The sequence below is a fragment of the Peribacillus sp. B-H-3 genome (assembly GCF_048572925.1).
In the GTDB taxonomy this organism is placed as follows: Bacteria; Bacillota; Bacilli; order Bacillales; family DSM-1321; genus Peribacillus.
In genome coordinates, this window is the sequence record NZ_CP183879.1 from 4,240,485 (window position 1) to 4,265,776 (window position 25,292).

At 40.8% G+C, this 25,292-nt stretch carries 25 protein-coding genes and 1 pseudogene; 9 read left to right on the forward strand and 17 right to left on the reverse strand.

Translation table 11 applies throughout. From position 1 onward, the window contains the following. Window positions 1-254 precede the first annotated feature (254 nt). The 4 genes from ACN6MY_RS21125 to ACN6MY_RS21140 form a co-directional block, all read right to left on the reverse strand. Window positions 255-1,241 (reverse strand): class I SAM-dependent methyltransferase, encoded by a 987-nt coding sequence (locus ACN6MY_RS21125; RefSeq protein WP_419881925.1) that lies wholly within the window; start codon window positions 1,239-1,241, stop codon window positions 255-257. Window positions 1,242-1,804: 563 nt separating this feature from the next. Beyond that, window positions 1,805-2,305, reverse strand: a complete 501-nt coding sequence (tpx, locus tag ACN6MY_RS21130; protein WP_419881926.1) for a thiol peroxidase — start codon at window positions 2,303-2,305, stop codon at window positions 1,805-1,807. A gap of 436 nt (window positions 2,306-2,741) precedes the next feature. After that, on the reverse strand, window positions 2,742-3,266 hold the full coding sequence (ytfJ, locus tag ACN6MY_RS21135; protein ID WP_419881927.1) for a GerW family sporulation protein: 525 nt from the start codon (window positions 3,264-3,266) through the stop codon (window positions 2,742-2,744). 15 nt (window positions 3,267-3,281) lie between these two features. Next, a complete protein-coding gene (locus ACN6MY_RS21140; protein ID WP_419881928.1) occupies window positions 3,282-3,836 on the reverse strand; it encodes a DUF2953 domain-containing protein in 555 nt (184 codons plus the stop codon). A 406-nt stretch (window positions 3,837-4,242) separates the two neighbouring features. Here ACN6MY_RS21140 and ACN6MY_RS21145 point away from each other — a divergent pair, with 406 nt between their 5' ends. Beyond that, a complete protein-coding gene (locus ACN6MY_RS21145) occupies window positions 4,243-5,043 on the forward strand; it encodes an NAD kinase (RefSeq protein ID WP_419884242.1) in 801 nt (266 codons plus the stop codon). Window positions 5,044-5,072: 29 nt separating this feature from the next. Here ACN6MY_RS21145 and rarD read toward each other — a convergent pair whose 3' ends face one another. Both rarD and ACN6MY_RS21155 read right to left on the reverse strand, forming a co-directional pair. After that, window positions 5,073-6,002 carry an EamA family transporter RarD gene (gene rarD / locus ACN6MY_RS21150; protein ID WP_419881929.1) on the reverse strand — a complete coding sequence of 310 codons (930 nt, stop codon included), beginning with the start codon at window positions 6,000-6,002 and terminating at the stop codon, window positions 5,073-5,075. 41 nt (window positions 6,003-6,043) lie between these two features. Beyond that, the gene (locus tag ACN6MY_RS21155; RefSeq protein WP_419881930.1) at window positions 6,044-7,657 is read right to left on the reverse strand and encodes an amidohydrolase; all 1,614 of its coding nucleotides are present in this window, start codon (window positions 7,655-7,657) and stop codon (window positions 6,044-6,046) included. Between the two features lie 387 nt (window positions 7,658-8,044). Between ACN6MY_RS21155 and ACN6MY_RS21160 the strand changes: the two genes are divergently transcribed. After that, complete coding sequence (locus ACN6MY_RS21160; RefSeq protein WP_419881931.1) at window positions 8,045-8,203, forward strand: hypothetical protein; 159 nt, start codon at window positions 8,045-8,047, stop codon at window positions 8,201-8,203. A gap of 142 nt (window positions 8,204-8,345) precedes the next feature. After that, window positions 8,346-8,843, forward strand: coding sequence for a GrpB family protein (locus ACN6MY_RS21165; RefSeq protein ID WP_419881932.1), 498 nt, complete (start codon window positions 8,346-8,348; stop codon window positions 8,841-8,843). Between the two features lie 110 nt (window positions 8,844-8,953). Here ACN6MY_RS21165 and mbcS read toward each other — a convergent pair whose 3' ends face one another. The 5 genes from mbcS to ezrA all read right to left on the reverse strand — a co-directional run bounded on the left by mbcS (window position 8,954) and on the right by ezrA (window position 15,369). Further along, window positions 8,954-10,534: an acyl-CoA synthetase MbcS gene (mbcS, locus tag ACN6MY_RS21170; protein ID WP_419881933.1), complete on the reverse strand. Its 1,581-nt coding sequence runs from the start codon at window positions 10,532-10,534 to the stop codon at window positions 8,954-8,956. Window positions 10,535-10,719: 185 nt separating this feature from the next. Continuing rightward, a complete protein-coding gene (locus ACN6MY_RS21175; protein WP_419881934.1) occupies window positions 10,720-10,917 on the reverse strand; it encodes a small, acid-soluble spore protein, alpha/beta type in 198 nt (65 codons plus the stop codon). Between the two features lie 87 nt (window positions 10,918-11,004). Continuing rightward, window positions 11,005-12,216 (reverse strand): tRNA uracil 4-sulfurtransferase ThiI, encoded by a 1,212-nt coding sequence (gene thiI, locus ACN6MY_RS21180; protein ID WP_419881935.1) that lies wholly within the window; start codon window positions 12,214-12,216, stop codon window positions 11,005-11,007. A 5-nt stretch (window positions 12,217-12,221) separates the two neighbouring features. Next, window positions 12,222-13,361, reverse strand: a complete 1,140-nt coding sequence (locus ACN6MY_RS21185) for a cysteine desulfurase family protein (RefSeq protein WP_419881936.1) — start codon at window positions 13,359-13,361, stop codon at window positions 12,222-12,224. 307 nt (window positions 13,362-13,668) lie between these two features. Next, window positions 13,669-15,369, reverse strand: a complete 1,701-nt coding sequence (ezrA, locus tag ACN6MY_RS21190) for a septation ring formation regulator EzrA (RefSeq protein WP_419881937.1) — start codon at window positions 15,367-15,369, stop codon at window positions 13,669-13,671. A 163-nt stretch (window positions 15,370-15,532) separates the two neighbouring features. Between ezrA and hisJ the strand changes: the two genes are divergently transcribed. Continuing rightward, the gene (gene hisJ / locus ACN6MY_RS21195; RefSeq protein WP_419881938.1) at window positions 15,533-16,339 is read left to right on the forward strand and encodes a histidinol-phosphatase HisJ; all 807 of its coding nucleotides are present in this window, start codon (window positions 15,533-15,535) and stop codon (window positions 16,337-16,339) included. A gap of 1 nt (window position 16,340) precedes the next feature. On the opposite strand, the gene refZ is transcribed toward hisJ, so the two are convergent. Continuing rightward, window positions 16,341-16,997, reverse strand: coding sequence for a forespore capture DNA-binding protein RefZ (gene refZ, locus ACN6MY_RS21200; protein ID WP_419881939.1), 657 nt, complete (start codon window positions 16,995-16,997; stop codon window positions 16,341-16,343). Window positions 16,998-17,316: 319 nt separating this feature from the next. Here refZ and ACN6MY_RS21205 point away from each other — a divergent pair, with 319 nt between their 5' ends. The 4 genes from ACN6MY_RS21205 (at window position 17,317) to ACN6MY_RS21220 (ending at window position 19,465) form a co-directional block, all read left to right on the forward strand. Next, complete coding sequence (locus tag ACN6MY_RS21205) at window positions 17,317-17,796, forward strand: GAF domain-containing protein (RefSeq protein ID WP_419881940.1); 480 nt, start codon at window positions 17,317-17,319, stop codon at window positions 17,794-17,796. Window positions 17,797-18,071: 275 nt separating this feature from the next. Beyond that, window positions 18,072-18,332, forward strand: a complete 261-nt coding sequence (locus ACN6MY_RS21210; RefSeq protein ID WP_419881941.1) for a transposase — start codon at window positions 18,072-18,074, stop codon at window positions 18,330-18,332. A 99-nt stretch (window positions 18,333-18,431) separates the two neighbouring features. Beyond that, the gene (locus tag ACN6MY_RS21215) at window positions 18,432-18,635 is read left to right on the forward strand and encodes a hypothetical protein (RefSeq protein WP_419881942.1); all 204 of its coding nucleotides are present in this window, start codon (window positions 18,432-18,434) and stop codon (window positions 18,633-18,635) included. Next, window positions 18,599-19,465 carry an IS3 family transposase gene (locus tag ACN6MY_RS21220; RefSeq protein WP_419881046.1) on the forward strand — a complete coding sequence of 289 codons (867 nt, stop codon included), beginning with the start codon at window positions 18,599-18,601 and terminating at the stop codon, window positions 19,463-19,465. Before ACN6MY_RS21215 ends, ACN6MY_RS21220 begins: the two co-directional genes overlap by 37 nt. A 115-nt stretch (window positions 19,466-19,580) precedes the next feature. Here the strand turns inward: ACN6MY_RS21220 and ACN6MY_RS21225 are convergent, their stop codons facing one another. Both ACN6MY_RS21225 and ACN6MY_RS21230 read right to left on the reverse strand, forming a co-directional pair. Next, window positions 19,581-21,461, reverse strand: coding sequence for a diguanylate cyclase domain-containing protein (locus ACN6MY_RS21225; protein ID WP_419881943.1), 1,881 nt, complete (start codon window positions 21,459-21,461; stop codon window positions 19,581-19,583). Then, complete coding sequence (locus ACN6MY_RS21230) at window positions 21,451-21,615, reverse strand: hypothetical protein (RefSeq protein ID WP_419881944.1); 165 nt, start codon at window positions 21,613-21,615, stop codon at window positions 21,451-21,453. Before ACN6MY_RS21230 ends, ACN6MY_RS21225 begins: the two co-directional genes overlap by 11 nt. A gap of 367 nt (window positions 21,616-21,982) precedes the next feature. Here ACN6MY_RS21230 and rpsD point away from each other — a divergent pair, with 367 nt between their 5' ends. Beyond that, window positions 21,983-22,585 (forward strand): 30S ribosomal protein S4, encoded by a 603-nt coding sequence (rpsD, locus tag ACN6MY_RS21235; protein ID WP_071351454.1) that lies wholly within the window; start codon window positions 21,983-21,985, stop codon window positions 22,583-22,585. Between the two features lie 298 nt (window positions 22,586-22,883). Here rpsD and ACN6MY_RS21240 read toward each other — a convergent pair. The 3 genes and pseudogenes from ACN6MY_RS21240 to ACN6MY_RS21250 form a co-directional block, all read right to left on the reverse strand. Continuing rightward, window positions 22,884-23,084, reverse strand: a pseudogene (locus ACN6MY_RS21240) (hypothetical protein); the annotation flags it as partial. A gap of 123 nt (window positions 23,085-23,207) precedes the next feature. Then, on the reverse strand, window positions 23,208-23,948 hold the full coding sequence (locus ACN6MY_RS21245) for an SDR family oxidoreductase (protein WP_419881945.1): 741 nt from the start codon (window positions 23,946-23,948) through the stop codon (window positions 23,208-23,210). 59 nt (window positions 23,949-24,007) lie between these two features. Next, window positions 24,008-25,141 (reverse strand): NADH-dependent flavin oxidoreductase, encoded by a 1,134-nt coding sequence (locus tag ACN6MY_RS21250; protein ID WP_419881946.1) that lies wholly within the window; start codon window positions 25,139-25,141, stop codon window positions 24,008-24,010. Window positions 25,142-25,292: the final 151 nt, after the last annotated feature.

Below are 25,292 nucleotides of genomic sequence, written 5' to 3' on the forward strand. Positions count from 1 at the left end.
ATCTGTTGAATAGGATAATATACAATGATATTAATTATTGGAATTACCATCTTCCTTAACTAACCTTTAGTTCAATAAGCCCTTATTTTAAAAATGCTCAGAGTTTTTATACTCTGAGCATTTTTTATGCCGATTTATTATGTTAATTCGTTTGTTGATTTATATGCTAATTTTACTGAGAATTTAGCAGCTAATCCGAATTTTGTACTTCAGAACCGAACCCGTTACTTTTTTATGCATCAGCTTTTTGTCTGTTATTTTTCTTCCTTGAACCATTCGTTCATTTTATTCATCATCGCTTGGGTTGCTTCCATATCAGAAAGCTTTGGAAGCTGTACAAGCATGGTATTTTTCGGAGCCTTGATTCCCTCTTTTTTCTTTTGGAGAATAAGGATGCTTTTTGCTGCTGCCTCGTTTTTGAACATGGATAATGGAAGCTGTACAAGGCCTTGGATATATGTATGCTCTTTTAGGTACTGGTTAAGCCTCGGGGCCTCGTCTGAAAGAAACAGGTTGTTTGGCACAATATAAAATAAATATCCCCCGTCCTTAACATGATTGACTCCTTGTTCTATGAACAAGTGATGTGCGTAGGAATGCCCAGTTTCCCTGGCAAGCTCATATTCTGCTGCACGTACATCATTCGGATAATATCCCACAGGCAGATCGCTCACTACAGCATCAGCTGGATCAATGAATAACGGTTCAAGACTGTCCTGGTTGAATAATTCAACTGGATGCTCCTGCAAATTTGCCCCGCAGTATGCAAGCCTGATAAGTGTTTCATCCACATCTGATCCAAAAGAGGATATTTCATGCTGTGTCAGCTGGTTTAAAATCGTAAAAAGAAGATTCCCTGTACCTGCAGCAGGATCCAGAAGGGTAAACTGTTTGCTGTTATTCATAAATTTGCCTATAAGGTAGCTTACAAACATTCCAACAGCGTCTGGAGTCATTTGGTGGTTAGGCTGGACGTTTTCTTTCATGCCCTTCAATATAGCCAGCTGAAAGGCTTTCCTGATTTCTTCTTTTCCGTATTTATCCAAAGAGAACTCTGCATATTGTTTGTTCAGCCTTTTCTCTGATATCTCGCTGATATCTTCCTGCAGAACCTTGCCCTGAAACAGATTTTCTCCAGTTTCACCTAATGCATCAAGGTATGTACAGGAAAGCTCTTCTTGTAAAATTTTAGCTGTTTCATCAAGCTGATGGAACAGTTCTTCAATTGGGGTGAAGTTCAACGTTCATTCCTCCTGTTAATGTTTATCATTTCCTTTTTATATGGCAGGGCATAGCCCGATTTTAAAGGCTTTTTTCGTAAACTCTGCTGTTATGGAACAAGGCGGCTGATTTCCGCTCCAGGATGCCCGCTTTCCGCGGGGCGGGCGGTGAGCATCCTCAGCTGCGTGCCTGGGTTCTCACCTGTCCCGCTAATCCCCCGCAGGAGTCTCGCACCTTACGCTCCAATCAGCCCGTTTTCTAATCGAATCCTAACAGAACTCATTATTAAAAAACAATCTAAAAAAAAGAGCCATTTTAAAAGTAGAAACGGTTTATCCAAACGATTATTATACCACGCCTATGCTGCCATTCGCGCTCAATAAGCCTGCAGGGTCATACCAATAGCAAAACAAAAGCGCAAGCGCCATGTACAGCCCCAGGAAAAATCATAAGAAGGCGTTTTTGCCTTCAGGACTTCAGGGGCCAGGCTGCTTGCGCTGGACGCGAATAAGAACATGCCGACAAGCAAACTGGCAGTCATCCGCAGAACGCTTTGTTATGGAAACGGCTGAAAGGCAATCCTTTACTCAGCTGCTTTTGCAGCTGCCACGGCACTTTCATAGTCAGGGTGATTGGTGCCTTCGCTGACATACTCCGCATAAGTAACTGTATCATTGCTGTCTACAACAAATACGGCACGAGCCAATAAACGGAGCTCTTTCATGACTACGCCATATGCTTCACCAAACGATAAATCGCGGTGGTCGGATAAAACCTGTACATTTTCAAGGCCGCTTGCAGCACACCAGCGTTTTTGGGCAAAAGGAAGATCGGCGCTGATAGTTAACACCTTAACTCCATCTACTTTTGAAGCTTCTTCATTAAAACGTCTTGTCTGTGCATCGCACACACCAGTATCAACAGAAGGAACTACACTGATAATCCGTACTGAACCTTTTGAATCGCTTAGCTTCACTTCTGATAAATCATTGGCAAGAACAGTAAAATCGGGTGCTTTGTCACCAGCTTTCACTTCATTGCCGATAAGTGTGACCGGGTTATTTATAAACGTAACAGATGCCATTCAGAAATCCTCCCTTAATTGCTTAATATGTATTCTTATTCTTCATGATAGGATGTCCAGTGAATTTTTGCAATCATTTGGATCAGCTTTACATGGATTTTTCCCGCCTTATATTTTATAAACAGGAAAAAGGCAGAAATAGCTTCGGCACATTCTTGCTGAAGATTTCTTGCCCTGATGCACATTCAAATTCCGCTTTTTTATTAAGGCTGTTTTCGTAAACTTTGCTGCTATGGAACAAGGGGTTGATCTCCGCTCCAGGATGCTCGCTTTCCGTGGGGCGGGCGGTGAGCCTCCTCAGCTCGCTTGCGGGGTCTCACCTTCCCGCTAATCCCACAGGAGTCTCGCACCTTACACTCCAATCAACCTGGTTTAACAACGGGATCGCTTCACAGAACATATTAAAAACCTACAATCTTTAAGAAAAGAGCCTTTATTAAAAATCAAAATCCTGTCTCTGCGGGCGCCGGTCCGGTTTTTCATCATGGTCCCTGCTTCCTTTTTCCCGCCTGTCATGGTCTCTTCTGTCAGGCTCGCCTGATACGCTTTGGCTGCCATTTATCTGATCTTTATTCATGCCGCTTTTAGAAAGCAAGGACTGAATTTTATCGATGACAGCTGGTGCTGCATCAAGAAGCTTTTCCATTAAATGCGTCCCATCATTCAGGTGAAGCATCTTAATACCCTGTGACCCTACGATTAAAAAGGCAATCGGAGTAATGGAAACGCCCCCGCCGCTGCCGCCGCCAAATGGCTGTGAAGCAGAGCTGTCATGGCTTTGATTGTTCCCTGAGAATTCGCTTCCCCCGGCAGCAAATCCGAAGCCAACCTTGGAAACCGTCAAAATGACACTGCCATCAGGCGTTTCCACCGGATCTCCAATAATAGTATTCACATCAACCATTTCTTTAAGATTTTCCATTGCCGCTGTCATTAAGCCTTGAATTGGATGGTCTGACATTTCATGTTCCTCCTTCTAAAATGTTTGTCCGTTTGAATCAGCCGCAAAATTTTGCATACTATCTTTTTCAGATTCAGCATGTATGCTTTTCCAATAACGAAACAGTTTAATACCTGCCAAAATAGCTTTTCCTAACCTAAATTGAAATATACAAGAAAGAACAATCCCTGCAGCAGGTTTTTGGAAAACAGGAGTCACAGAATAAGAAGGAACTATTTTACATGTTACATACATACAGAGAAGGGCAATTATCCATGATTGAAGCGCCAGAATCCCCCCTGACAGGACAGCCGTTAATGCAGCATCTCCTGCCCCAATAGATGTATGGCATTCAAACTTTGAGAGCCGTACTTTTCTTAAGAAATTCTTCATTATACGATGGACCGCGCCTATATGTCCCAAAATTCCCTTTATATCCTCAGCACTGCTGAAAAAATCGCCTGCCGAATTTATTGCGTCTTCAGCAGCCATTTTCCTTTTATGCATTTTTTCAGAATCATCTTCGTCCCTTTCTGGAACATGAATGGTATAGCGAAGCAGGCCAAACCAGGAACGGAGCTTAATAGTCAATTGATTTTGTCCTTGCTGGCAGTTATAGAAAATAATTACCTTCACCTTTGTAAAAAAAAGCAGGAAAAGTACACCTATAAGAAAAAGAAAAAGATACAAAATCCAGATGATAAGCTCACATCCCTTCAGCTTTCCAGTATTCGCATGAAGGCAAAAAAATAAACCTGAAAGCAGGGCTATACAGGTTTGTAATGGGTGTTATTATTTGAAGCAAGGCAGCTTAATAGAGGGAGTTCAATTCCATCACTTTCTAGTTTTAATATGGATCCTGCATTTTGAAATCTCTTACATGTAAAATGCCATTCTTCATGATAAACTGATTTCACAGTGAAGACTCTGATTTGCTCCAGGATGAATTCTTTTGAGGAGCATCAAAAGCTTGAAAAAATGAACGGGAGGAAAAATGATGTCCAATCGCCGAAATATTTATTTTTTCCATACAAATTCATCTGATATGCTTGAAAAAATCCGCCCGCTGCATGATTTAGCAGAGCGGTATTCCTTTAATATTGTTAAGGATGCCAGACAGGCCAACATAATCTTAAGTGTCGGCGGTGACGGGACCTTCCTTCAGGCTGTCCGGAAAACCGGATTCAGGGAGGATTGTCTATATGCGGGAATTTCAACCGGAGGAAACTTAAATATGTACTGTGACTTCTTATTGGATGATACGAGCAAGATGATTGATTCCATGACACAGGAACAAATAGAGGTGCGGAGGTATCCGACCATTGAAATCACTCTTGATGATCAGCCTTCCTTTTACGCCCTTAACGAATTGAGCATCCGTTCATCTGTTATTAAAACCGTGGTCATGGATTTGTTCATTGATAACATCCATTTTGAAACCTTTCGGGGTGATGGCATAGTGATTGCCACTCCTACAGGAAGTACAGCATATAATAAATCGGTGAACGGCGCTGTTGTCGATCCTTCCCTGCCCTGTTTTCAGGTCAGCGAACTGGCTTCTTTGAATAATAATACATATCGCACGCTCGGCTCTTCATTCATCCTTGGGGAAAATAGATCTTTGACAGTCCACGTTTCTCAAAATGGCAATGAATACCCGACAATCGGCATGGATAACGAAGCCATGAGCATCCGGCATGTGAATCAAATAAAAGTAAATTTAAGCAGCAGGCAAATTAAAACGGTCAAATTAAAAGATAACTCATTTTGGGAAAAAGTCAGAAGGACATTTTTATAGAGATGGCATATTTGCCATCTCTATTTTTTTCATGCGCCGATTTTTCTTTTTCCTTTCATTCTTCCTGCACCGGCTGTCCCCCACTTGGTCTTGGAGAGGGAGTATATGGCCAACGCGCTCCAAATGAAAATGAAGGCCACTAGATGTGTTTTAGTGAATGTTTCATGATAAACAAACACTCCCAGAATCAATGTCAAGGTCGGGGCAATATATTGAAGAAAGCCGAGCATCGATAAAGGAACCAATTGAGCTCCCTTAGCAAAGTACAAAAGCGGAAGGGCTGTTGCAATCCCTCCTCCTATCAGAAAAAGACTGACAGATCCTGATCCGAAAAATGAAGAATTTGATGATAAAGCAAGATACACGCAATAGCCCAGTGCAAGCGGAGTCACCATCATCGTCTCCAATGTCAGGCCTATAGCTGAATCTGCACTGATCATCTTTTTGGCAAGGCCATATAAGCCAAAGGTAATGGCCAGAATGAGTGATACCCATGGTATGGAGCCAAAGTGAATTCCAAGAATAAGCACCCCTGCTGCGGCTAAGCAAAAAGACAGGACCTGTGCTTTGGATAAGCGTTCCTTCAAAACAATGACGCCCAATAAGACACTGACAAGAGGATTAATATAATAGCCAAGGCTCGTCTCAAGTATATGATTTGAATTTACGGCCCAAATAAAAACTCCCCAGTTTGCGCTTACCAGCAGGGACGCAGCGAAAAGAGCAAATAATTTCCTTGGCTCCTTTGATATTTGTTTAAGATAAGCGGTGAACAGCTTCCATTTCTTTGTGAATACTAAAAGGGCAGCCATAAAGACAAATGACCAGATGATTCTGTGAGCCAGGATTTCGTACGGCTGAACCTGCTGTACAAATTTCCAGTAGATAGGGATGATTCCCCAAATCACATATGAAAGGGCGGCATAAAATATGCCTTCTTTTTCGTTTTCGTGTTTCATCTTCTTCCTTCTTTCCTTCGTTTCTTAAAACAAATAATATATCATAAATCGCAATCCCTGGATTTATATACGATCCTGCCATCCACAACCGTCATGACCGCACGAACTGTCAGCAGATCTGACTTTTCCGCAGAAAAAATATTAGTGTCCAGCACGGTAAAATCAGCCGCATACCCTGGCGCAATTTTGCCCCGCTTCTGCTCCTGGCCAATTGCGTAGGCACTTCCTTTTGTATATAAAGACACTGCCTCATATACAGAAAGGCACTGATCTTCTCCAAATACTTCCCCATTCTGGCTGTCCGGCTTTGTTCTGGTTACGGCTGCGTGGATGCCCAAAAACGGGTTAAGTTTTTCAATCGGCGCATCTGAGCCGCCTGCACAATGTATCCCTTCATCCAGATAGGTTTTCCATGCATAACTTTGCTCTATTAAATCACTGCTGACCTTCTCTATAACCCATGGAAAATCGGAAGGTACAAATCCAGGCTGAATATCAAAGATAAGCGGCAATGATTTGGCGCGGTGAATCAGGTCCTTTCTCATGATCTGGGCGTGAATCAGCCGGTCTCTTAAACCTTGTTTGGGCGGAAAGGCTTCAATGGCATCGAGGGCGTACTCAAAGGCCAAATCCCCAATTGCATGAATGGCAACAGGCATGTTCAAGGACCTTGCTTTTTTTACTAATTCCTTCAGTTCCCCCGGCGTAAAAATGGCAACGCCCTGTGTTTCCGGCTGATCTGAATACGGCTTGCTTAAAAGAGCCGTATTTCCGCCTAATGATCCATCCGCGAAAATCTTCATGCTATCAAATTCAATGTACTTTGTTCCGTCTCTGTACGAGTAGCCGAGGTCATGCATATCAGCGGCCGCTTCATGATGGACAAGCAAATTTGCCCTAAAGCTCATTCCTTCTTCTTCAATTACTGTAACAAAAGCTTCATAGGTCGGCAAAAAACCATTGTAATAATGCAGATCTTCCGTATGGCAGCCAGTCAGCCCAAGCCGGTAACAATCAGAGATTGCCATACGGAGAGCTGTTTCTATGTATTCCCTTGTAATGCCCGGGATGCTGTTTTGCACAAGCTCCTGGGCCGGGTCTTCCTTAAACATCCCATTCAGCCGGCCGTCAGGATATCTGCCGATCACCCCTCCCGCCGGCTCTTTCACATCCTGCGCCACAGCTGCTTCCTTCATGGCTCTTGAATTTGCGACTAAGGCATGACGGCAAATCCTCTTTAAGATCACAGGATGAGTCCCAGATATCGCATCCAAATCATCAGATAATATAAGAGTGGAATCCATCCATTCATTTTCGTTCCAGCCTTCTGCTACAACCCAGCGGCCCTCTGGTGTGACCCTGCATTTTTCACTGACGGCATGCAAAACTTCTTCACGGCTTTTCATCTCTGAAAGATCCAGCCTCATCAGCCTCTCTCCATGCCCGACTATATGCATATGGCTGTCAACAAGCCCCGGGATCATTGTGGCATGATTCAGATTGATTCTTTCTGTAATCCTTGAATGATATTTTTTCTCGAGCTCTGAAGCCTCTCCTGCTTCAATAATTGTTCCTTGTTCAGTAAATAAAGCTTCAACCTTGCTGCCTTCTTCAATCATTGTGTATATATTTCCATTGCCCCATAAAATCCCCACAAAGCTGCACTTCCTTTTAGCTGTGTTTTATATTTTCTTAAAGTGTAACATTATGTAAATATTCTAACAATATTTCTGCAAGCTTCTCTTAATCAATGGAAATTCATAGTATAATAGCAGTTATCAAATTTTGCTTGCAGAGCCCTGGCAATTACCATTGCTTTAGAAACAGTGAAGCAATTACAGCAGTCAAAATGATTACTGAAAGCCAAATAAAATTTAAAAATATATGTACGGAAATGCTGCTGGCTGTTTTTGCATCAAAAGGTTTGATGAACTGAAAATGTGCTGTGTCGTTGAAAGCTTCCGAAGTATTTGCCGATTACTGATGCAAAAGACACACTTTTCGGGGCTTAACGGTGATAAAGAATGACAGGGGGATTTTTAATGCAAACTCTTATATCTATTATTTTGTATATTATTGGTTTATTCATCCTATATTTAGTTATTAAAACAGCAGTCAAAGAAGGCATTAATCATTCTATCGTCGGCAAACATCTTGAGAAGAAGTATGAAAATACAGAAGCTAAAAAATATTTTCTTTGATAGTGACTTAGATAATGATAGATAAGTAAAAAAATAGCGGGCTAAATACTTCTGCAAAAACTAATTCTATTTATAAAGTTCTTCTTTGTATAATCAAGGACTAGATAATTTTCAATGAAAAAACGGGGTGTATATAAACAATATGGAATCAGTGAATTTTCTTGAACAAAGTAAAATAAAAGAGTTGGCAAATAAATTATTTTCAAACCAAAAGTCAAGAATCCTGACACTGCTTCCACATGTGGATATTCAACATATCGGGAGTACCGCTATTCCAGATTCAATAACAAAAGGTGATTTAGATATTCAAGTGCGCATACCCAAAGAAGATTTTACAAAGGCTGCTGAATTACTTTCAACTCTATATGATACAAATGAAGGAAGCACAAAAACAGATTTTTTTAGAGCATTCAAAGATGACTCTTTACTATTACCGTTAGGTGTTCAATTAACGGTGATTAATTCGGACTTAGATATTTTTTGGAAAATTCGAGATGTCTTGCTAACGAATGATGAACTTAGAGAAGAGTACGATGAATTGAAAAGAAACTTCGAAGGGAAATCAATGGATGAATATAGATTAGAAAAAAATGATTTTTTTGAAAGAATGATGAACAGCTCGGAATATTGTGCGTACTAAAAGGAAAAGGAGCTCCAATTTGGGCTCCTTGTGCTAATATTATATGCTTTAATATAATTATTCCCAGAAGAGTACCGTTTTGTTACTGCGGTGCTTCCATTTTCATTCTTTTATTTTAAAATCGTCTCTTCTCTTTGCCTCAATTCAATTCTGCGTATTTTTCCTGAAGCCGTTTTAGGGAGCTCCTTAATAAAATCAATCTTTCTTGGATACTTATAAGGGGCAGTCAGGCTTTTCACATGCTCCTGGAGGACGGAAATTAATTCCGGATTACCTGCTTCCGCTTCGTCACGCAGTACAACATAGGCCTTTACAATATGGCCCCGGATTTCATCGGGACTGGCCACTACTGCACATTCCTTTACGAAAGGGTGTTTGACCAGGGCGTCTTCCACTTCAAACGGTCCAATCGTATACCCTGAACTGATAATGATGTCATCTGACCGTCCCTCGAACCAGAAGTATCCATCTTCATCTCTTGAAGCCCTGTCACCGGTCACATAATAATCACCCCGGAATTGCATGGCTGTTCTTTCCGCATCTTTAAAGTATTTTTTAAATAAAGCAGGCGTTTCGGTATGGACAGCAATATCCCCTACTTCTCCCGTCTTGCATGGCTGGCCATCTTCATCAATGATTTCAACCCTATTTCCGGGTGTGGGTTTTCCCATGGATCCCGGTTTCATTTCCATTCCTTTTATGACACCGACCAAAAGGGTGTTTTCCGTTTGGCCATACCCATCCCTCACATCAATATTAAAATGCTTCCGGAAAGTTTCGATAACCTCCCTGTTCAGCGGCTCGCCCGCTGACACGGCACTGTGCAGCCCTTCAAGCTTATAATTCTGCAAGCCATCCACTTTTGCAATCAGGCGGTACTCTGTCGGTGTGCAGCAAAGAACATTCACTTTATAATCCTGCATGAGCTGCAAATACTTTTCCGGTTCGAATTTTCCGTGATAAACAAGCCCGGTTGCCCCGGAGCCAAGCACGGATAAAAACGGGCTCCAAATCCACTTCTGCCAGCCAGGTCCTGCTGTTGCCCAGACAACATCATTTTCCGTTACTGCAAGCCATTTAGGGGCTGCTGTCTTTAAATGAGCAAATGCCCACCCATGGGTATGGACCACTCCTTTAGGATTTCCTGTCGTGCCTGATGTATAAGATAAGAATGCCATATCCGATGCATTGGTTTCTGCCATATCCAGCTGATCTGGCTCATTATTGGCCGTTTCACTAAGAAGCTTCCAGGAATCCGCTTCTTTTCCTACAGAAAACTTAACAAGCGATGCAGCTTCTTCCACTTCATTAATTTGATCGATAAACGGATAATAGCTTACGATTCCCTTTACCTCACCGTGGTGAATTCTATACTGGATATCTTTTGCCCTCAGCATTTCCGAACTCGGGATAACAACCATCCCAAGCTTTAAGGCTGCAATATAAACCTCGTAGGCTTCAATAAGCCTCGGAATAATAATTAATAGGGTGTCCCCCTTTTTAAGGCCAGCGCTCAGGAAAGCGTTCCCAATCTTATTTGCGTTCTTAAGCAAACGTTCATATGTAATTTCTTTTTTTGAACCAGCTTCATCTTCCCATTGCAGGGCAAGCTTTTCAGGATTGCCGGCATACTTCTCTATTTCGCTGACCAGGTTATATTTCGCGGGTGCCAGCAGTTCACTTCGATTCATTGTGTTTCCCCTCTCTGAGTACATTTTAGCTTCTACCTTCATTATACTAAATAATTCAGATACTTTAAAATTTTCATTAAATTCTCCTTTATCACGAAATAATGTATATGACTTACTGGTCAAATGTATAAAACCCAAAAAAAGAAACGGGCCAGAGACCCGCTTCTTTGCAGCCAGTATATAAATTACCTTTGGTAACCGCCTAATTGCTGTTCCGCCATTTGTACTAAACGCTTAGTTATTTCTCCGCCAACGGATCCGTTAGCGCGAGAAGTTGTGTCAGCGCCTAGCTGGACGCCGAATTCATTTGCAATTTCGTATTTCATTTGTTCAAGAGCTTGTGATACACCAGGAACTAACAATTGATTTCTGTTATTTGCCATGTGTTCTTCACCTCCTTGTGGTAATAGATTGTGCAGAAACACATGGCATCATTCATATATTATATCTGGGAATATTATGAAATATTTTTAGAATAAGTCCTCAGAATCTTTCAGGAGACCGATTTCCTGTTCCGGAGTCAAACTCATTATTTCTGTCTTGGCAACAGCTTCTTCAATTAACGATTCAAAATCTACAAAGCTTTCGTAAAAATTAACCTTTTCGCGCTTTGGCTTTGTTTTGGGGCTTGCTGGAGTAAAGACCGTACAGCAGTCCTCATAAGGAAGATTGGAAATTTCAAGTGTATCATGTTCCTTGGCCAGTTCAATGATTTCCGTTTTATCCATCATGATCAGCGGACGGAGAATAGGTGTATTAGAAACCTCATTTATCGCAAACATGCTGTTAAGCGTCTGGCTGGCAACCTGTCCTAGGCTCTCTCCAGTAATAATCGCCAGGCCTTCCTGCTTTTCGCGGATTTTGTCGGCAATCTTCAGCATCGCCCTGCGGGTGGCTGTCATTGTATAATTTTCTGGTATCTGCTTTTGTATCAGCATCTGGACATCTGTAAACGGAACAATATGAAGCTTCATACTTCCATAAACTTGGGCGAGTTTTTTGGAAAGATCGATTACTTTTTGTTTAGATCGCTCGCTTGTAAATGGCGGGCTGTAAAAATGAATGCATTCTATGTCCAGGCCGCGTTTCATTGATAAAAAACCGGCTACCGGGCTGTCTATTCCCCCAGAAAGCATAAGCATCGCTTTCCCGCTTGATCCAAATGGCAGGCCGCCAGCACCCGGGATAATTTCACCCGTCAAATAAATGGCATCTTGCCTGATTTCAACCCTTAAGTTAAGATCAGGGTTTCTTACATCCACCTTTAGCCCGTCCCTATTTCTTAAAAGGTGTCCTCCAAGGGCATGATTCATTTCATCTGTATTGTACGGATAGGTTTTATCCGCTCTTCTTGTTGAAATTTTGAATGTCTCAATGCTTCCTGACAGCTGGCTGAGATAAAATAAAGCAGCATTTTTCACTTCTTCAATATCCAGGCCGGTTTTTAATGCAGGACTCAGCGACTGGATGCCAAATACTTCCTTGAGCAGAGCAATGATCCTCACATGATCGGCACCGTTTAAGATAATAAACATCCTATCCCTGCTGGAGGAAATCTTAATCTCCGCAAAATCCCTGAGTGTCCATTTAATATGGGCGCGGAGTTTATCCACAAACGCTTTCCTATTTCTTTTTTTTGTGGATATTTCTCCGTATCGTATGATGATATGGTCAAATTTCAATTTTATTACCCCATTACCATTTGTAATTTTTCTATCGTTGCCCTGATAGCGTCCAGGACCTCTTTTGCTTCCTTTATATCGTTTTGGTAAGAAAGGCTGATTCTTACCACACTTTCTGCCCTCGCCTTATTGCGGAACATGTTCATAACCGTTTCACTGGCAGACTTATTTTTGGAAGAACAGGCGCTTGTTGTAGAAACAAAGATATCTTTTGCTTCGAGTGCATGAATGAATACCTCTGACTTGATTCCGGGTATAGAGAAATTGATGATATGCGGTGCCCCATTCAACGTGCTGTTCATTAGGACAGCGTCCATTTCTTTAAGACCTGAGTACAGACAGTCCCTGATTTCAAGAAGTTTATCTCCATCTTTTTCCCGATGCTGAAGCGTAAGGCGCAGTGCCTTTGCCAGCGCAACGATTCCCGCTACATTTTCTGTGCCGCTCCTTACCTTCGATTCCTGGCTCCCGCCTGAAAATAGCGGAGAGATATTGACACCATTTCTTTTATATAATACGCCTGTCCCCTTTAAAGCATGAAACTTATGGCCAGAAATGGTGCATAAATCAATATGGCTGGATGTAAGATTCAGCATGGTTTTTCCAATTCCCTGGACATGGTCGACATGAAAAAGGGTCTGTGGATAACCGGATACGATCCTGCCGATTTCTTCAATAGGCTGTATGGATCCAACTTCATTATTCACATGCATAATAGACACAAGAATAGTGTCACTTCTTAAAGCCTCTTTAAGATCCAAGAGTGATATCAGCCCATCTTCGTTAACAGGAAGATATGTCACTTCAAACCCCTTGCCTTCCAAATAACGGCAGGCATCTTTCACAGAAGCATGCTCAATTTCCGTTGTTATAATATGCTTCCCTCTCTTGGCATTCGCCTCAGCTGCTCCCTTGACCGCAAGATTATTTCCTTCCGTTCCTCCTGAGGTGAAATATACTTCTGAAGGAGCAGCACCAAGCAAATCAGCAACCTGCTTACGGGCCTGAGACAGGAGCTTCTCTGATCTGGCACCCATTCCATGAAGCGATGAAGGATTCCCAAAGTATTCAGAGGAAACCTTTGCGAAGGCTTCAATGACTTCTGGATAGGGCTTGGTCGTCGCACTGTTATCAAAATAAATCATGATTTCCGCCTCCATGGTCCGTCTATATCTATAGAATACAGCAAAATAAGCCGCACTATTTTATAAAATCGCTGCTGGCAAGTCCACCATCAAAGCACAATACATAACTGCAAAGCCTGAAAAAGGATGGACAAGACTCAACTATTTATAATAGCATATCTGCCCGCATTTGAAAAAAGAAAGCGCAAGCGCCTTGCAAAGAATCAAAGACTAAGAACACCGCGTCCTGCGGCAACGTCTTTGTGACCCCCATCCTGGGGGCACTCGACCAGCAAAAAGAAGAAGCCGGCTAGCGCAGGCTTCTTCTTTACCTCGTCAATATTTCATCAAGGTTCGCTTCTATTTTTTTCAGGCTGCCCGGCTCCACTTTTTCAATGGAACTCGCAGCTATCTCTAATGCTGCTTCATATTCATAGGTCCTGAATTTTTCTTCAGCTTCCTTCAGGGCATCAGCAACAGAGGAATAGCGGCTGCGGTAGCGGTTGCCGTATTGGATGACCTTTTCCGATAAAAACATTTGCTCGATCAGCTCTTCAGTGTTTTCGTAGAGGCTATCGACAACAGCGACTGCCTTTTCGAGATAAATATGTACCGAAGCCATATCCAGCGGTTTTTCTTCCAGCTTGTTATGAACATCCTCAAAGCTTTCCTTTGCGGCATACATAGCAGCCTTGTATGATTCCGGAAGGCCAGGCATGTTGCTTTTTGTAATCAGGCGGCTTGTGTCGGACATTTTCCCCCTGAGAGTTTTAAGTGCCTCCCTGGCTTCCATTTCGTCCTTACGGAGCGCCTGCAGCTTGCCCGAAAATACATTTTGCTCTTCTTGAATCTCTTTTATCTGCTTTTCGATCTCGATGATCTCTTCGCTAAGTTCAGAACTTGCAACAGTATTTTCTTCAATCTTCATCCTTATGGCCGGATATTTTTTGGCAATCTGCGCAATCTGTTTTTCTAAGATCCTGTAGGCTTCCAATTCACTTTCAGTTAAATGGTAGCTGTGCTGGACAATGGCTGCCTCAGCCTTCAACTTATCATTTTCATACTCCAGTTTATAAATCTCTTCCTGAAGGAGTTCTTCATTAGCCTGGATAAATTGTCTTGCATACACTTCTTTTTCAAGCAGATCATATAATACATTCACATTATCATGCATTTCGGCAATTCCCTGTTCCACTTCTTCTGTTTCTGCATTGTCCAGGTATTCCGCATATAACCCAAGTTCCCGTTCAATGCGGGAGACTTCCTTTTCAAACTGGATGTGATCCAGGGAGTAGCCCTGCTGCATCATTTCTGCATATCCATCCTTCAGTTCAGCAATGGTATTCGGCAATGCAGTTTTGCTTTCAGCTACAAGCTGCGGAAGCAAATCCATTTTGGAGGCGGCATTTGCCAGCTTTCCCTTGATTGTCAGGACAAGCTCCCTCGCATTTAAGTAGTTGCCGTTTTCTGTGGCACTTTCATACTGCTGAAGGATTTCCAGAACTTCATCAAGCATAAACTCAAGCTTGTCTGCAGCTGCTCCATATGTGTGATGATGGGCGAGCAGTTTCTTTTTCAGTGTGCGGTAATTTTCTTTGACGTCCTCAATTTCTTCCCGGTTTTTTTCTTCGCTACCGACAAGATCATTTAGTTCTTCAAGGATATTCTGAATGGTCTCTTCAATTTCCTTCAGCTTCAACTTCAGTTTATGCTGTACTTCCCTTGAACGTTTAAAACGGTACTTATCAATATATTCTTCTGCGTCAAACAGAAGCTCCTCGACATCAGGCATATGGATGGTAATGATAGCGTCCCATTCCTTTCGCCATCTTTCAAACATCTCTTCTGTTTCCCCCGTCATATTCAACTGTTTAACCTTAGATAGCTCATCGAGCACAGGGCGGTTCATGATATCGATTTTCCATGATTCCAGACGGTCAATTTCTTTAAAATATTTCTTTTTAAAAAAATACCCCCAAATAATAAAAGCCAGTATTACTGCAATCGCTCCAAGTATGTATTCCATCATAAGCCCCCTGTTCTTGCCTCACCGTACTTCTACATTATATATAAATGCAATAAATGTTCATTTCAATGCTTTTATGATACCATGTTAGCAATAATTTTTGACTAGAAAATTGAATTTTTTTGTAGAAATATGCTTGAATGGAATGTTTATTGGAGGGGTTTTGTTGAAAAGTGATCAACATGTGCACAGTCCCTACTGTCCGCACGGTTCAAATGACGGATTCGAGGAATATATCGGGAGGGCCATCGAACTTGGAATGGAAGCTATCACCTTTACAGAGCATGCTCCATTGCCTGAAGGATTTGCTGATCCAGCTCCCGAAAAAGACAGCGGAATGGATCCTGTGCTCCTTATGGATTATTTTCGGGAAATCGAATCCTTAAAAAAGGTCTACAAGGACAAAATAACGATTAAGGCCGGATTAGAAGTAGATTATATAGAGGGTTTTGAAAAAGAGACCAGGGAGCTTCTTGACAGGATCGGAAAGTTTCTCGATGACAGCATTTTATCTGTCCATTTCCTCCATGCAAAGGAAAAATGGTACTGCATGGATTTCAGTGCCGATGTATTCGGGGAGCTTTCCCGCATTGCCGGTTCTGTGGACAATGTTTATTTTATGTATTATATTGCCGTTAAAAAATCCATTGAGGCTGATCTGGGGATATATAAGCCCACTCGCATCGGCCATATCACCCTTGCTCATAAATTCCAGCTGAATTACCCATCTGGCCGTAACTTCGGCGATACTTTGCATACTATCCTTCATCAAGTCTACCGAAAAGGCTATCAGCTGGATTATAATGCAGCTGGACTATTCAAACCGTTATGCATGGAGCCCTATCCGCCTGATGATATAGCCATTTATGCAAAGAAGCTCGGCATTCCCCTTATTTATGGATCTGATGCGCATCAGGCTAAAGATGTGGGGCAAGGGTATAAAACACTGCTCCCTATTCTCCAATCTTCCTGACTTACATAGTGGATAATTGAGGCTCGCGATAAACAATTATCTCTGAGTCTGGAGTAAAAAGCACCGATTGCAGGAATTTAATTATTTCATTTCCATATTTGGAGTTATAGTAGTTCTCCTGCGGAAAGACATACAAAACCTCCATCGCATAATGGGAATGCATTACAGGGGCAGAAAGCAGGCCTTTAAGCTGGAGAATGAATACTGGAATGGAGACGTTTTGAAAAGCATGCTCTTTCATTCCTTTTTCCAATATCAATTGAAAGTAAAATCTTTCTTTTGTAAAATAGGTTGAAAGGATTTCACGGTTCAAGCTGGAATCCCAGGAGGATTCTCCATAGATGAAGCTGGATGCGAGGAAATTCTTTTTTTGAAACTCAAGAATATCCAGGACCAGCCCGCTAAGGCAAAGTTTTGGACCTTTTCTCTCCAGTTCAAGAATATTGATATCAAGAATTTTTACATACTCTTCTAAATATGAAGTGAAGCAATATTCAAGCAAGCCCTGTTTATTTTTAAAGTAATAGGCTATATTTGCCGGATTGACTTTCGCCTTCCCGGCAATATCCCGAATGGAAGTGGCATGGTATCCTTTTAAGTGGAATAAATATAGAGCGGCATCGAGAATCAATTGTTTTGTCCGGGTTTGGCGGTTCATTTTTGAGTCCCTCCCTTTTCTGTTGCAGCACATCTCTTTAACAAGTATTCTTGCTGGAAGCAATTTCTCCTTTGACTTCTTCTCGACAACTTTTATGGCATGCAGGGGTTAACAGGAAACTGTCGAATTGTGCAGATGCCTTTTTAATCATGTTCTTTTCTTCCAGGCGGAAAAATGCTGCGGATAAATATGCGAAATCACAGGATTATTGCTTAAAATTAGGGAAACAGATAAGCGGAAAGTTTTTAACTGCCAGTTATAAAGAAATAGTTAATGATCAATAGAATATTAAAAATTACCGGAAGCAAGGTGAATGTTTGTGTTTAATGTTGAATCCTATAAAGGAAATAAAGAAGAAAATTATAAGATGGTTATAAAACAGCTGGTTTCTCTTATTGAAGACGAAAAGAACATGTCGGCTAATCTTAGCAATGCATCAAGCCTTTTAAACCAGTTCCTCGATGAAGTAAACTGGGTAGGCTTTTACCTTACGGAAGGAACAGAGCTTGTTCTTGGACCATTCCAAGGGCTGCCGGCATGTGTCCGCATCCCGTTTGGAAAGGGTGTTTGCGGAACCTCTGCAGCTGAACGCAAAACCATGCGAATTGAAGACGTGCACCAGTTCCCCGGACATATTGCCTGTGATGCTGCATCACGTTCTGAAATCGTGGTTCCACTCCTTAAGGATGGAGAACTGCTTGGAGTTCTTGATATCGACAGCCCAATCATCAAAAGGTTTGATGAAATTGACGAAAAGATGCTTCAGGAATTCGCCAGCACCCTCGCTAAATATCTGTAGGATAATGGAATATTCAGGAGCAAAATCCTGGCTCTGAACTTGAAGACCATGAAAAAATGTCTAAGGTCAGCACTTATTCATTGGGCCGGGCCGGCTGATTTCCCCTGCATAGCTTTGTTTTCCGCAGGGCGTGCGGAGGCTCCTCGGTCCTGAGACAGCCAGCGTACAAAGTAAATTAAATAAACATGAAAGAAGCCGTACCAATTCTATATTTATAGAAAGGTACCGACCCCCGAAAGTTAGAGTGAAAAAATCGAACTTTCGGGGGTGTTTTTATGGCTAAATATAGTGAAGAATTTAAAATAAAGCTTGTCACCGAGTATTTAGATGGAAATCTTGGCTATAAATCATTGGCAAAAAAATATAATATGGGCAGCCAGACACCAATCGTGGAATGGGTAAAAGTCTATAAATCTCAGGGGATGGAAGGATTAAAACGAAGAAAGACGAAGAAGGAGTATTCTGTTCAATTTAAATTAGATACGATACAATTTATGTTACGTACAGGTACTTCTTATTTAGAAACTGCTGTTTAATTCAATTTGAACCACCCTTCCTTGACTAGACGCTGGATGAAAACATTTCAAGAACAGGGAGTAGAAGGCCTGAAACTAAAATCAAAGGGGCGGCCTTCTATGTCTAAGAAACCCAATAATCAGAAGAAAAAAGAAGAAAAAAAGGGAACACGAGAAGAAGAGTTAGAACGTGAGAATGAACTACTAAGACTGGAGAATGCGTATCTAAAAAAGCTAAAAGCTTTTCGCGAGAATCCGAACGCCTTTCACGAAAAGCACAAACTAAGATGGCATTCGAACTTAAAGAAGAAGGATTTCGATTAAAAGATATTCTCTTTGTTGTAGGAATTCCAGAAGCAACTTATCACTATCATGTGAAAAGTTTTGGTAAAGAAGACCCGGATATAAAATTAAAAGAACTCATTGCACACCTATTTAAAAAGTTTTATGAACGCTACGGTTATAAACGTATTTCTACGGAATTAAAGAAACTAGGACACCTTGTCAATCATAAAAAAGTCTATCGTATTATGCGGGAGCTAGGATTAAAATGTGTGAAATTCATGCGAAAATCTCGTACTTATAATTCCTATAAGGGGACGATTGGAAAGGTAGCGAAAAATCGATTATCTCGCCGTTTTAGCACACCTGTCCCTCTTCAAAAATTAGTAACCGATATTACAGAATTCAAATGTCTAGGCGGAGAGAAATTATATGTAAATCCGATTCTTGACCTTTATAACGGAGAAATTGTTGCGTTTGAAATAGGGAAACGTCCAACGTTAGATCTTGTCATGAAACCTTTGAAAGAAACATTAGAGGTACTAAAGAATCATGCGACCTATCGCACCACGATCCATTCCGATCAAGGCTGGCACTATCAACACAACAAATGGGTGAGGACGTTAAAAGAGAATAAAATATTTCAAAGTATGTCACGTAAAGCAACCTGCGCAGACAACGCTTCGATGGAGAATTTCTTTGGCATTTTAAAGCAAGAAATGTATTATGGGGAAAAACTAGTAAGTTATGAAGAATTAAAAAGTGGAATAGAAGAATATATCCACTGGTATAACAATGAACGATCAAAAACAAAATTAGCTGGATTGAGTCCAGTCGAATACCGAACTCAATCTAGCCAATCAGCTGCATAATAAAACTCTAACTTTTGGGGGTAACCACCAAATGGTACGGCTTCTTTCCATTTTGGCCAGGCGACATCCTGGTTTTGCTGTTCATTTCAAGATTAACCCCTTCAAAGTTCCCGGCTTAAAAATGCCCGTCCTCCTGGACCAGCACCTTGTTTTTGCCGGAGCTCTTTGCCATATATAAGGCCTCGTCAGCCCGCTTAAACAAAGCATTGGCATTATCAGACGCGGAGTTGGTCCAATAAGATACCCCGCAAGAGATCGTGATGCGGGGACTGGACAATTCGCCGACTCTTTTCAGGAGCCGCTCGGCAATCCTTACACCGGCCTCCAGGGAAACCTTTGGCAAATAGATTGCAAGCTCTTCCCCGCCCCACCTCGCTCCGATATCAGTTTCGCGGATATTGCAGTTAATCAGTTTTGCGACCTGAATTAAAATATCATCGCCCACCTGATGCCCATACGTATCGTTCACTACCTTAAAATCATCAATATCGATAAGGATAAACGTTCCCTCTTCATCATTTTCCATGGAGTGATAAATTTTTTCATCCAAATAACTTCTGGAGTACAGCTTTGTCAGATGGTCAGTAATGACCATTTTTTCCAGTTCTTCGCGAAGCATGGAATTCACCACAGCAAGACTTGAATGATGGATGAGGGACTGAAGCAATTTAAACATTTCGAAGGAAAAATTATAGGGCTTTTTATGAAGAACAACCGCAAATCCTTTCAAACTATCACTTGCCATCATCGGAACTGCCATCAATGATGGATACATGATATCCCCATCTGTCAGCTGAAGGCTGAGATCACCAATGAACAGGGCTTCTTTATCCGCATTTATTTTTTCCTTCAGGTACGATATGTATAAATCAGATTCTTTTGTATGGAAGAAATCGGTACTGGCATCGAGATAAGTAACCTCGCCATTTGCCTGCAGGAGGATAAATCCTGTTTCATCTGCCTTAAAGGACTTCATGATCTGCTGCTTCATATAGCTCATCGTTTCACTCAGCCTCAAACTGGAGTTTAACCGGTGAGAGGTTTCGTTTATAAGCTGCAAATCCGCTATCACACGCTTTGACTGTTCATAAAGCTGGGCGTTTTCCATAGCTCCCCCTGCTGCATCTGCAAGCATTGTAATAAACTCGATTTCAGCTTTCGGGAAAACCAGGGCATGAGGCGCTATTATCTGCAGGACTCCGTAAACACCCTGCTTTCCATTTAGAGGAGCATAAAGAATAGACTTCTTTTCTGCTAGATAATCCTCCATTTGAATGGTCCCTGTCACATAGCATTGAAGAGCAGCGGCATTCTCACTGTCATACTCCAAATCCTTAATAGGAAGATTTTTGCGGTTTACAATATCATGGGATATCAGCAAATAATACGTTAAGGAAGGATAGACTTCTTGCAATGTATTGATCACTTCACTAAGAACAGCATCCATGCTCATAGAGGAGTGAATTCTTTGAGTGACACTCAATAATTGTTTATTGCGTCTTTCCTTTTTAGCCAATTTGAAAAAGCTTAAAGATGTTTTGATCAGTTTATTGAATTCACGTGCAATTTCTTTAGCCTCTTCACAGCCAATTTCCTTTAAAGATCCCTTTTGTTTTTCCTTTATCGCCAGGACCCCAATGATCCCGCCCCCATCTGAGATCGGCAGGATCGCTTCAAATTCAGCAAGCTCTTTCACAGATTCATTATTATAAGAATAAACAAGGGCCGTCCCCATTTCAGATAACGCCTGTTCATCGCAGGGAAACCCGGCGCTTGCATCCGCAATGGCGCTTGTAGACGCTTCTATGAATAAAAGCTGTTTCCATTCATCATATTTAAAGTAGGAAACCTCTGCTGCATCCAATGCATCATGGATACAGGAAAGCAGTTTTTCAAAGAATTCACCATAAAAAAGAATATGGCCTTCTGTATACTCCATATAGTCAAAAAATAAAGATTTTAAATTATAAAGCAGTTGGTTTGTGTCATATTTCATCACTATCATCCCTATATTGGCGCTTCCTGTACTTCTGCAGCTTAGCGCCTGCACTTTTAAAGAAATCCAAAAGACCTAATTCATAAGACCTATTTACAACACCATAAATGATTGATCCGCAGGAAATTACTATGCGAAATATTCTTACATCCATTATAAACCCTGCTTGCTGAAATTACTTCTATAAATTTGAATACAACTCTTATTTTTGTAAATTTTTTCTTATAATCAAGGTAAAATGGCCTACTTTATTCTCTGCTTCTTTTCTTCAATCCGCTTTATAGCTTTTCCCATTCAGAATTCCCCTTGACTCTCTCAATAATAAATTATATAATACTCTTTGTGTAAAATATTGCAGCCTATGTGAAAGCATTTATGCTCTCATTTTGTTCCTCTTAAGAGGTGCATCTCGTAACCCTCTGCTGCTAGGGCGAAGGTGCATGAAAACAAAATGGTCTTACTTGTGATGTCACAACGGTTTTTATTTTACCAAAATAAAAACATAAGAGGAGGAGTCATTCATGGCTCGTTATACTGGCCCAAGCTGGAAATTATCCCGTCGTTTAGGAATTTCCCTAACAGGTACTGGTAAAGAATTAGAAAAACGCCCTTACGCTCCAGGACAACACGGTCCTAACCAACGTAAGAAAATTTCCGAATACGGAATGCAACTACAAGAAAAGCAAAAGCTTCGTCACATGTACGGTGTTAACGAACGTCAATTCCGTTCATTATTTGATAAAGCTGGAAAATTACAAGGTAAACACGGTGAAAACTTCATGGTTCTTCTTGAATCACGTCTTGATAACGTTGTTTACCGCCTTGGTCTTGCTCGCACTCGCCGTCAGGCTCGCCAGCTTGTAAACCACGGTCACGTAACTGTTAACGGAAGCCGCGTTGATATTCCATCTTTCAAAGTATTAGCTGGACATACAATCGGTGTTCGTGAAAAATCACGTAACCTTGATATCGTTAAAGAAGCTGTTGAGTCTACAAACTTCGTACCAGACTTCTTATCTTTTGACGCTGAGAAATTAGAAGGTACTTTCACTCGTTTACCAGAACGTTCTGAATTGCCTGCTGAAATCAACGAAGCTCTTATCGTTGAATTCTATTCTCGTTAATTAATACGCTTTGTAAATAGCGTAGGGAAAAACCCTAGAAACCTTGATTTATCAATGGTTCTAGGGTTTTTGTTTGTTTTCAGCTTTGTAGATATATGTATTCTTCTCCGATTTTTTGGAGGAACATTAAATAATCATGGACAGACGCTAATCTTATTCGAAAAAATAGAACAGCAATCGTAAATGTTTCTGTTACACTTGCATAAAAAAGAGGGCTTTCAATGTATAAAATTGATGCCCTTTTTTTATGACTTTAGCGGATGGATTATTTCAATGCATACATGGTTTATTAATTTCATCACCATTCTCTCCACTCTTCAGTTATATCATCTTCTGATTCCAAACCCGATATGCGTGCTGCTTCAGTAATAAGCTCAAATAGATCTTCTCTCTCCATTGTTTCAATAAAGTCATCATATTTCTCATTTAGTTCATTTAAACCTATTACAACACTTTTTACACATTCCAATATTTCTTCTTCAGTTGGATTATCTTGCAATGTTTTTGTCCTCCATCTTGACATATTGTATGTATTCTACAGCAATTAATAGGATACCTTCTTAAACAAAAGCACCCGTTTGTTTAAGTGCAATGTTTCACAAACTTAAAATTTAATTTCTATTTAGAGTTCTTGAATGGTTGGACGAACAATCATCTCATTAATCGCTACATCAGATGGTTGTTCAATTGCAAATGCAATGGCACGAGCAATGCTAGCAGGCTCGATTCCAATTTTGCTATCTTCAACGATTGCAGATTTTAATTCTAAATCTGAAATGGATTCTAGTAATTCTGTAGTAATAGTTCCTGGCGAGATAATGGTTGTACGAATATTGTTGCTAGCCTCTTCTATACGGAGACCTTCTGTAATGGCACGTACAGCAAACTTTGTGCCACTATAAACTGCACCAGCAGGAAATACTAAATGACCAGCGATTGAGGAAACATTAATGATATGCCCTTCTTTTCTTTCTCTCATGGACGGAAGAACAGCAGCAATACCATAAAGTACACCCTTGATGTTTACATCAATCATCTTATCCCATTCATTGATTTTTTTCTGATGAACAGGTGATAGTGGCATTACTCCAGCATTATTGACCATTACATCAATTTTCCCAAACTCTTTAAGAGTATAATTAGCTAACTCTTCCACTTGTTCATGTGAGACCACATCCGTCACTTTATAAATAGCTTGTCCGCCCTTGTTTTGAATTTCTTCTTGTAATTTCTTTAATTGTTCTTTTCGACGAGCCGCAAGTACCACCTTTGCACCTTTGGATGCAAGTTTTTTTGCAGTAGCTTCTCCAATTCCACTAGAGGCACCCGTAATAATGACAACCTTATCATGAATATTTGACATATAAATTCCATCCTTTCTTCAAAAATACGATAAAAAAAGTAAACTTCTCTATTGGGATGTTATTCTTCGATATTAAACCAAGGACCTGAAGCACGAATTACATTCCAAAGTTTTTCTGGAAGCTTAAGCTCGCTTACTTTTGAAGTCTTAATTGCGGTCTCAATTTCAGCTTCTTTTCCATTCTGGACCTTTTCTACCCAGTCTGGATTCATGATTAAGGTATGACCAATCGCTGCTAGGGATAGACCCTTATCTAATGCTGTTGCAACATTATCAGCAGTTACCATTGAACCAGCAGCCATTACAGGAACTCTACCGTTTACATGTTCAACAATTAATTCAAGATATGTTTTTTCATCTTGACTATCGACTGGCTTTGAAGAAAGAGCATTAGCCAATGAAGCATGTACATAATCAACATCTGCTTCGATAAGACGATTAATTAATTCGTAGGTATCCTTTATTCTCAAACCGCCTTCTTCATGTTCGTCAGGAGAAATTCTGTAGCCGAAAATAAACGGTTTTGTTGCATGCTTCTTAATCACATTTTTCAATTCCTGTACGACTGCCAAAGGGAAACGCAAGCGATTTTCTAGAGAGCCACCCCATTCATCCCCACGTCTATTGAAGAATGGAGAGAAGAAGTTTTGAAGTAAAAATCCGTGTGCACCATGAACTTCAACACCATCAAACCCAGCTTCAATGGCTCGTCTTGTTGTTTCTCCAAACGCATGAATCACTTCCATTATTTGATCATGTGAAAGTTCACTAGGTAATACTGAAGGAGCAAATGCAGTAGCTTCCGTCTCTACAGCACTGGAACTAACCACCTCACTATCTGGAGTTAAAGATGGTAGTGCTTTGTTACCTGCATGGAAAATCTGAAGTAATGCAGGAGCTCTACCGCTTTTCGCAGCATCAGCTAATTTACGTAGACTTGGAATAAATTTATCGTCATAAGCTGCGAATTCATTCGTAAAACCTATACCGTTTGGTTGCACATGCGTACAGCCAGTTATAACCAGTCCTACTCCGTTGACTCTTCTTTTATAATATTTCACTTCTTCATCTGAAATGGTGTAATCATCATTACTGGACCAAGTTGTCATCGGAGCCATAACGACTCTATTTTTAATGGTGATACCATTTTTAAATGTAAGTGATTCAAATAAGTTGCTATATTTTGTGTTCAATTTTTCAACCTCTTTCTAAATGTTTATTTGAATGGTGCAAGAATAGGTTAATCCCTAGAGTGCACTCTAAAGCAAGTGCTTTTTTTAAATTTTTATTTTTTTCGATAAAACCGAATTCGAAAGCTGTCTGTACGAGGTTTATCAAAAAAGT

Excerpts from the sequence above, each read along its gene's own strand:
- tpx (WP_419881926.1), bottom strand. The coding sequence starts at position 2,305 with ATGGCATCTGTTACGTTTATAAATAACCCGGTCACACTTATCGGCAAT.
- ytfJ (WP_419881927.1), bottom strand. The coding sequence starts at position 3,266 with ATGTCAGACCATCCAATTCAAGGCTTAATGACAGCGGCAATGGAAAAT.
- ACN6MY_RS21145 (WP_419884242.1), top strand. The coding sequence starts at position 4,243 with ATGTCCAATCGCCGAAATATTTATTTTTTCCATACAAATTCATCTGAT.
- rarD (WP_419881929.1), bottom strand. The coding sequence starts at position 6,002 with ATGAAACACGAAAACGAAAAAGAAGGCATATTTTATGCCGCCCTTTCA.
- ACN6MY_RS21160 (WP_419881931.1), top strand. The coding sequence starts at position 8,045 with ATGCAAACTCTTATATCTATTATTTTGTATATTATTGGTTTATTCATC.
- ACN6MY_RS21165 (WP_419881932.1), top strand. The coding sequence starts at position 8,346 with ATGGAATCAGTGAATTTTCTTGAACAAAGTAAAATAAAAGAGTTGGCA.
- mbcS (WP_419881933.1), bottom strand. The coding sequence starts at position 10,534 with ATGAATCGAAGTGAACTGCTGGCACCCGCGAAATATAACCTGGTCAGC.
- ACN6MY_RS21175 (WP_419881934.1), bottom strand. The coding sequence starts at position 10,917 with ATGGCAAATAACAGAAATCAATTGTTAGTTCCTGGTGTATCACAAGCT.
- ACN6MY_RS21185 (WP_419881936.1), bottom strand. The coding sequence starts at position 13,361 with ATGATTTATTTTGATAACAGTGCGACGACCAAGCCCTATCCAGAAGTC.
- ezrA (WP_419881937.1), bottom strand. The coding sequence starts at position 15,369 with ATGATGGAATACATACTTGGAGCGATTGCAGTAATACTGGCTTTTATT.
- refZ (WP_419881939.1), bottom strand. The coding sequence starts at position 16,997 with ATGAACCGCCAAACCCGGACAAAACAATTGATTCTCGATGCCGCTCTA.
- ACN6MY_RS21210 (WP_419881941.1), top strand. The coding sequence starts at position 18,072 with ATGGCTAAATATAGTGAAGAATTTAAAATAAAGCTTGTCACCGAGTAT.
- ACN6MY_RS21215 (WP_419881942.1), top strand. The coding sequence starts at position 18,432 with ATGTCTAAGAAACCCAATAATCAGAAGAAAAAAGAAGAAAAAAAGGGA.
- ACN6MY_RS21220 (WP_419881046.1), top strand. The coding sequence starts at position 18,599 with ATGGCATTCGAACTTAAAGAAGAAGGATTTCGATTAAAAGATATTCTC.
- ACN6MY_RS21225 (WP_419881943.1), bottom strand. The coding sequence starts at position 21,461 with ATGAAATATGACACAAACCAACTGCTTTATAATTTAAAATCTTTATTT.
- ACN6MY_RS21230 (WP_419881944.1), bottom strand. The coding sequence starts at position 21,615 with ATGGATGTAAGAATATTTCGCATAGTAATTTCCTGCGGATCAATCATT.
- rpsD (WP_071351454.1), top strand. The coding sequence starts at position 21,983 with ATGGCTCGTTATACTGGCCCAAGCTGGAAATTATCCCGTCGTTTAGGA.
- ACN6MY_RS21245 (WP_419881945.1), bottom strand. The coding sequence starts at position 23,948 with ATGTCAAATATTCATGATAAGGTTGTCATTATTACGGGTGCCTCTAGT.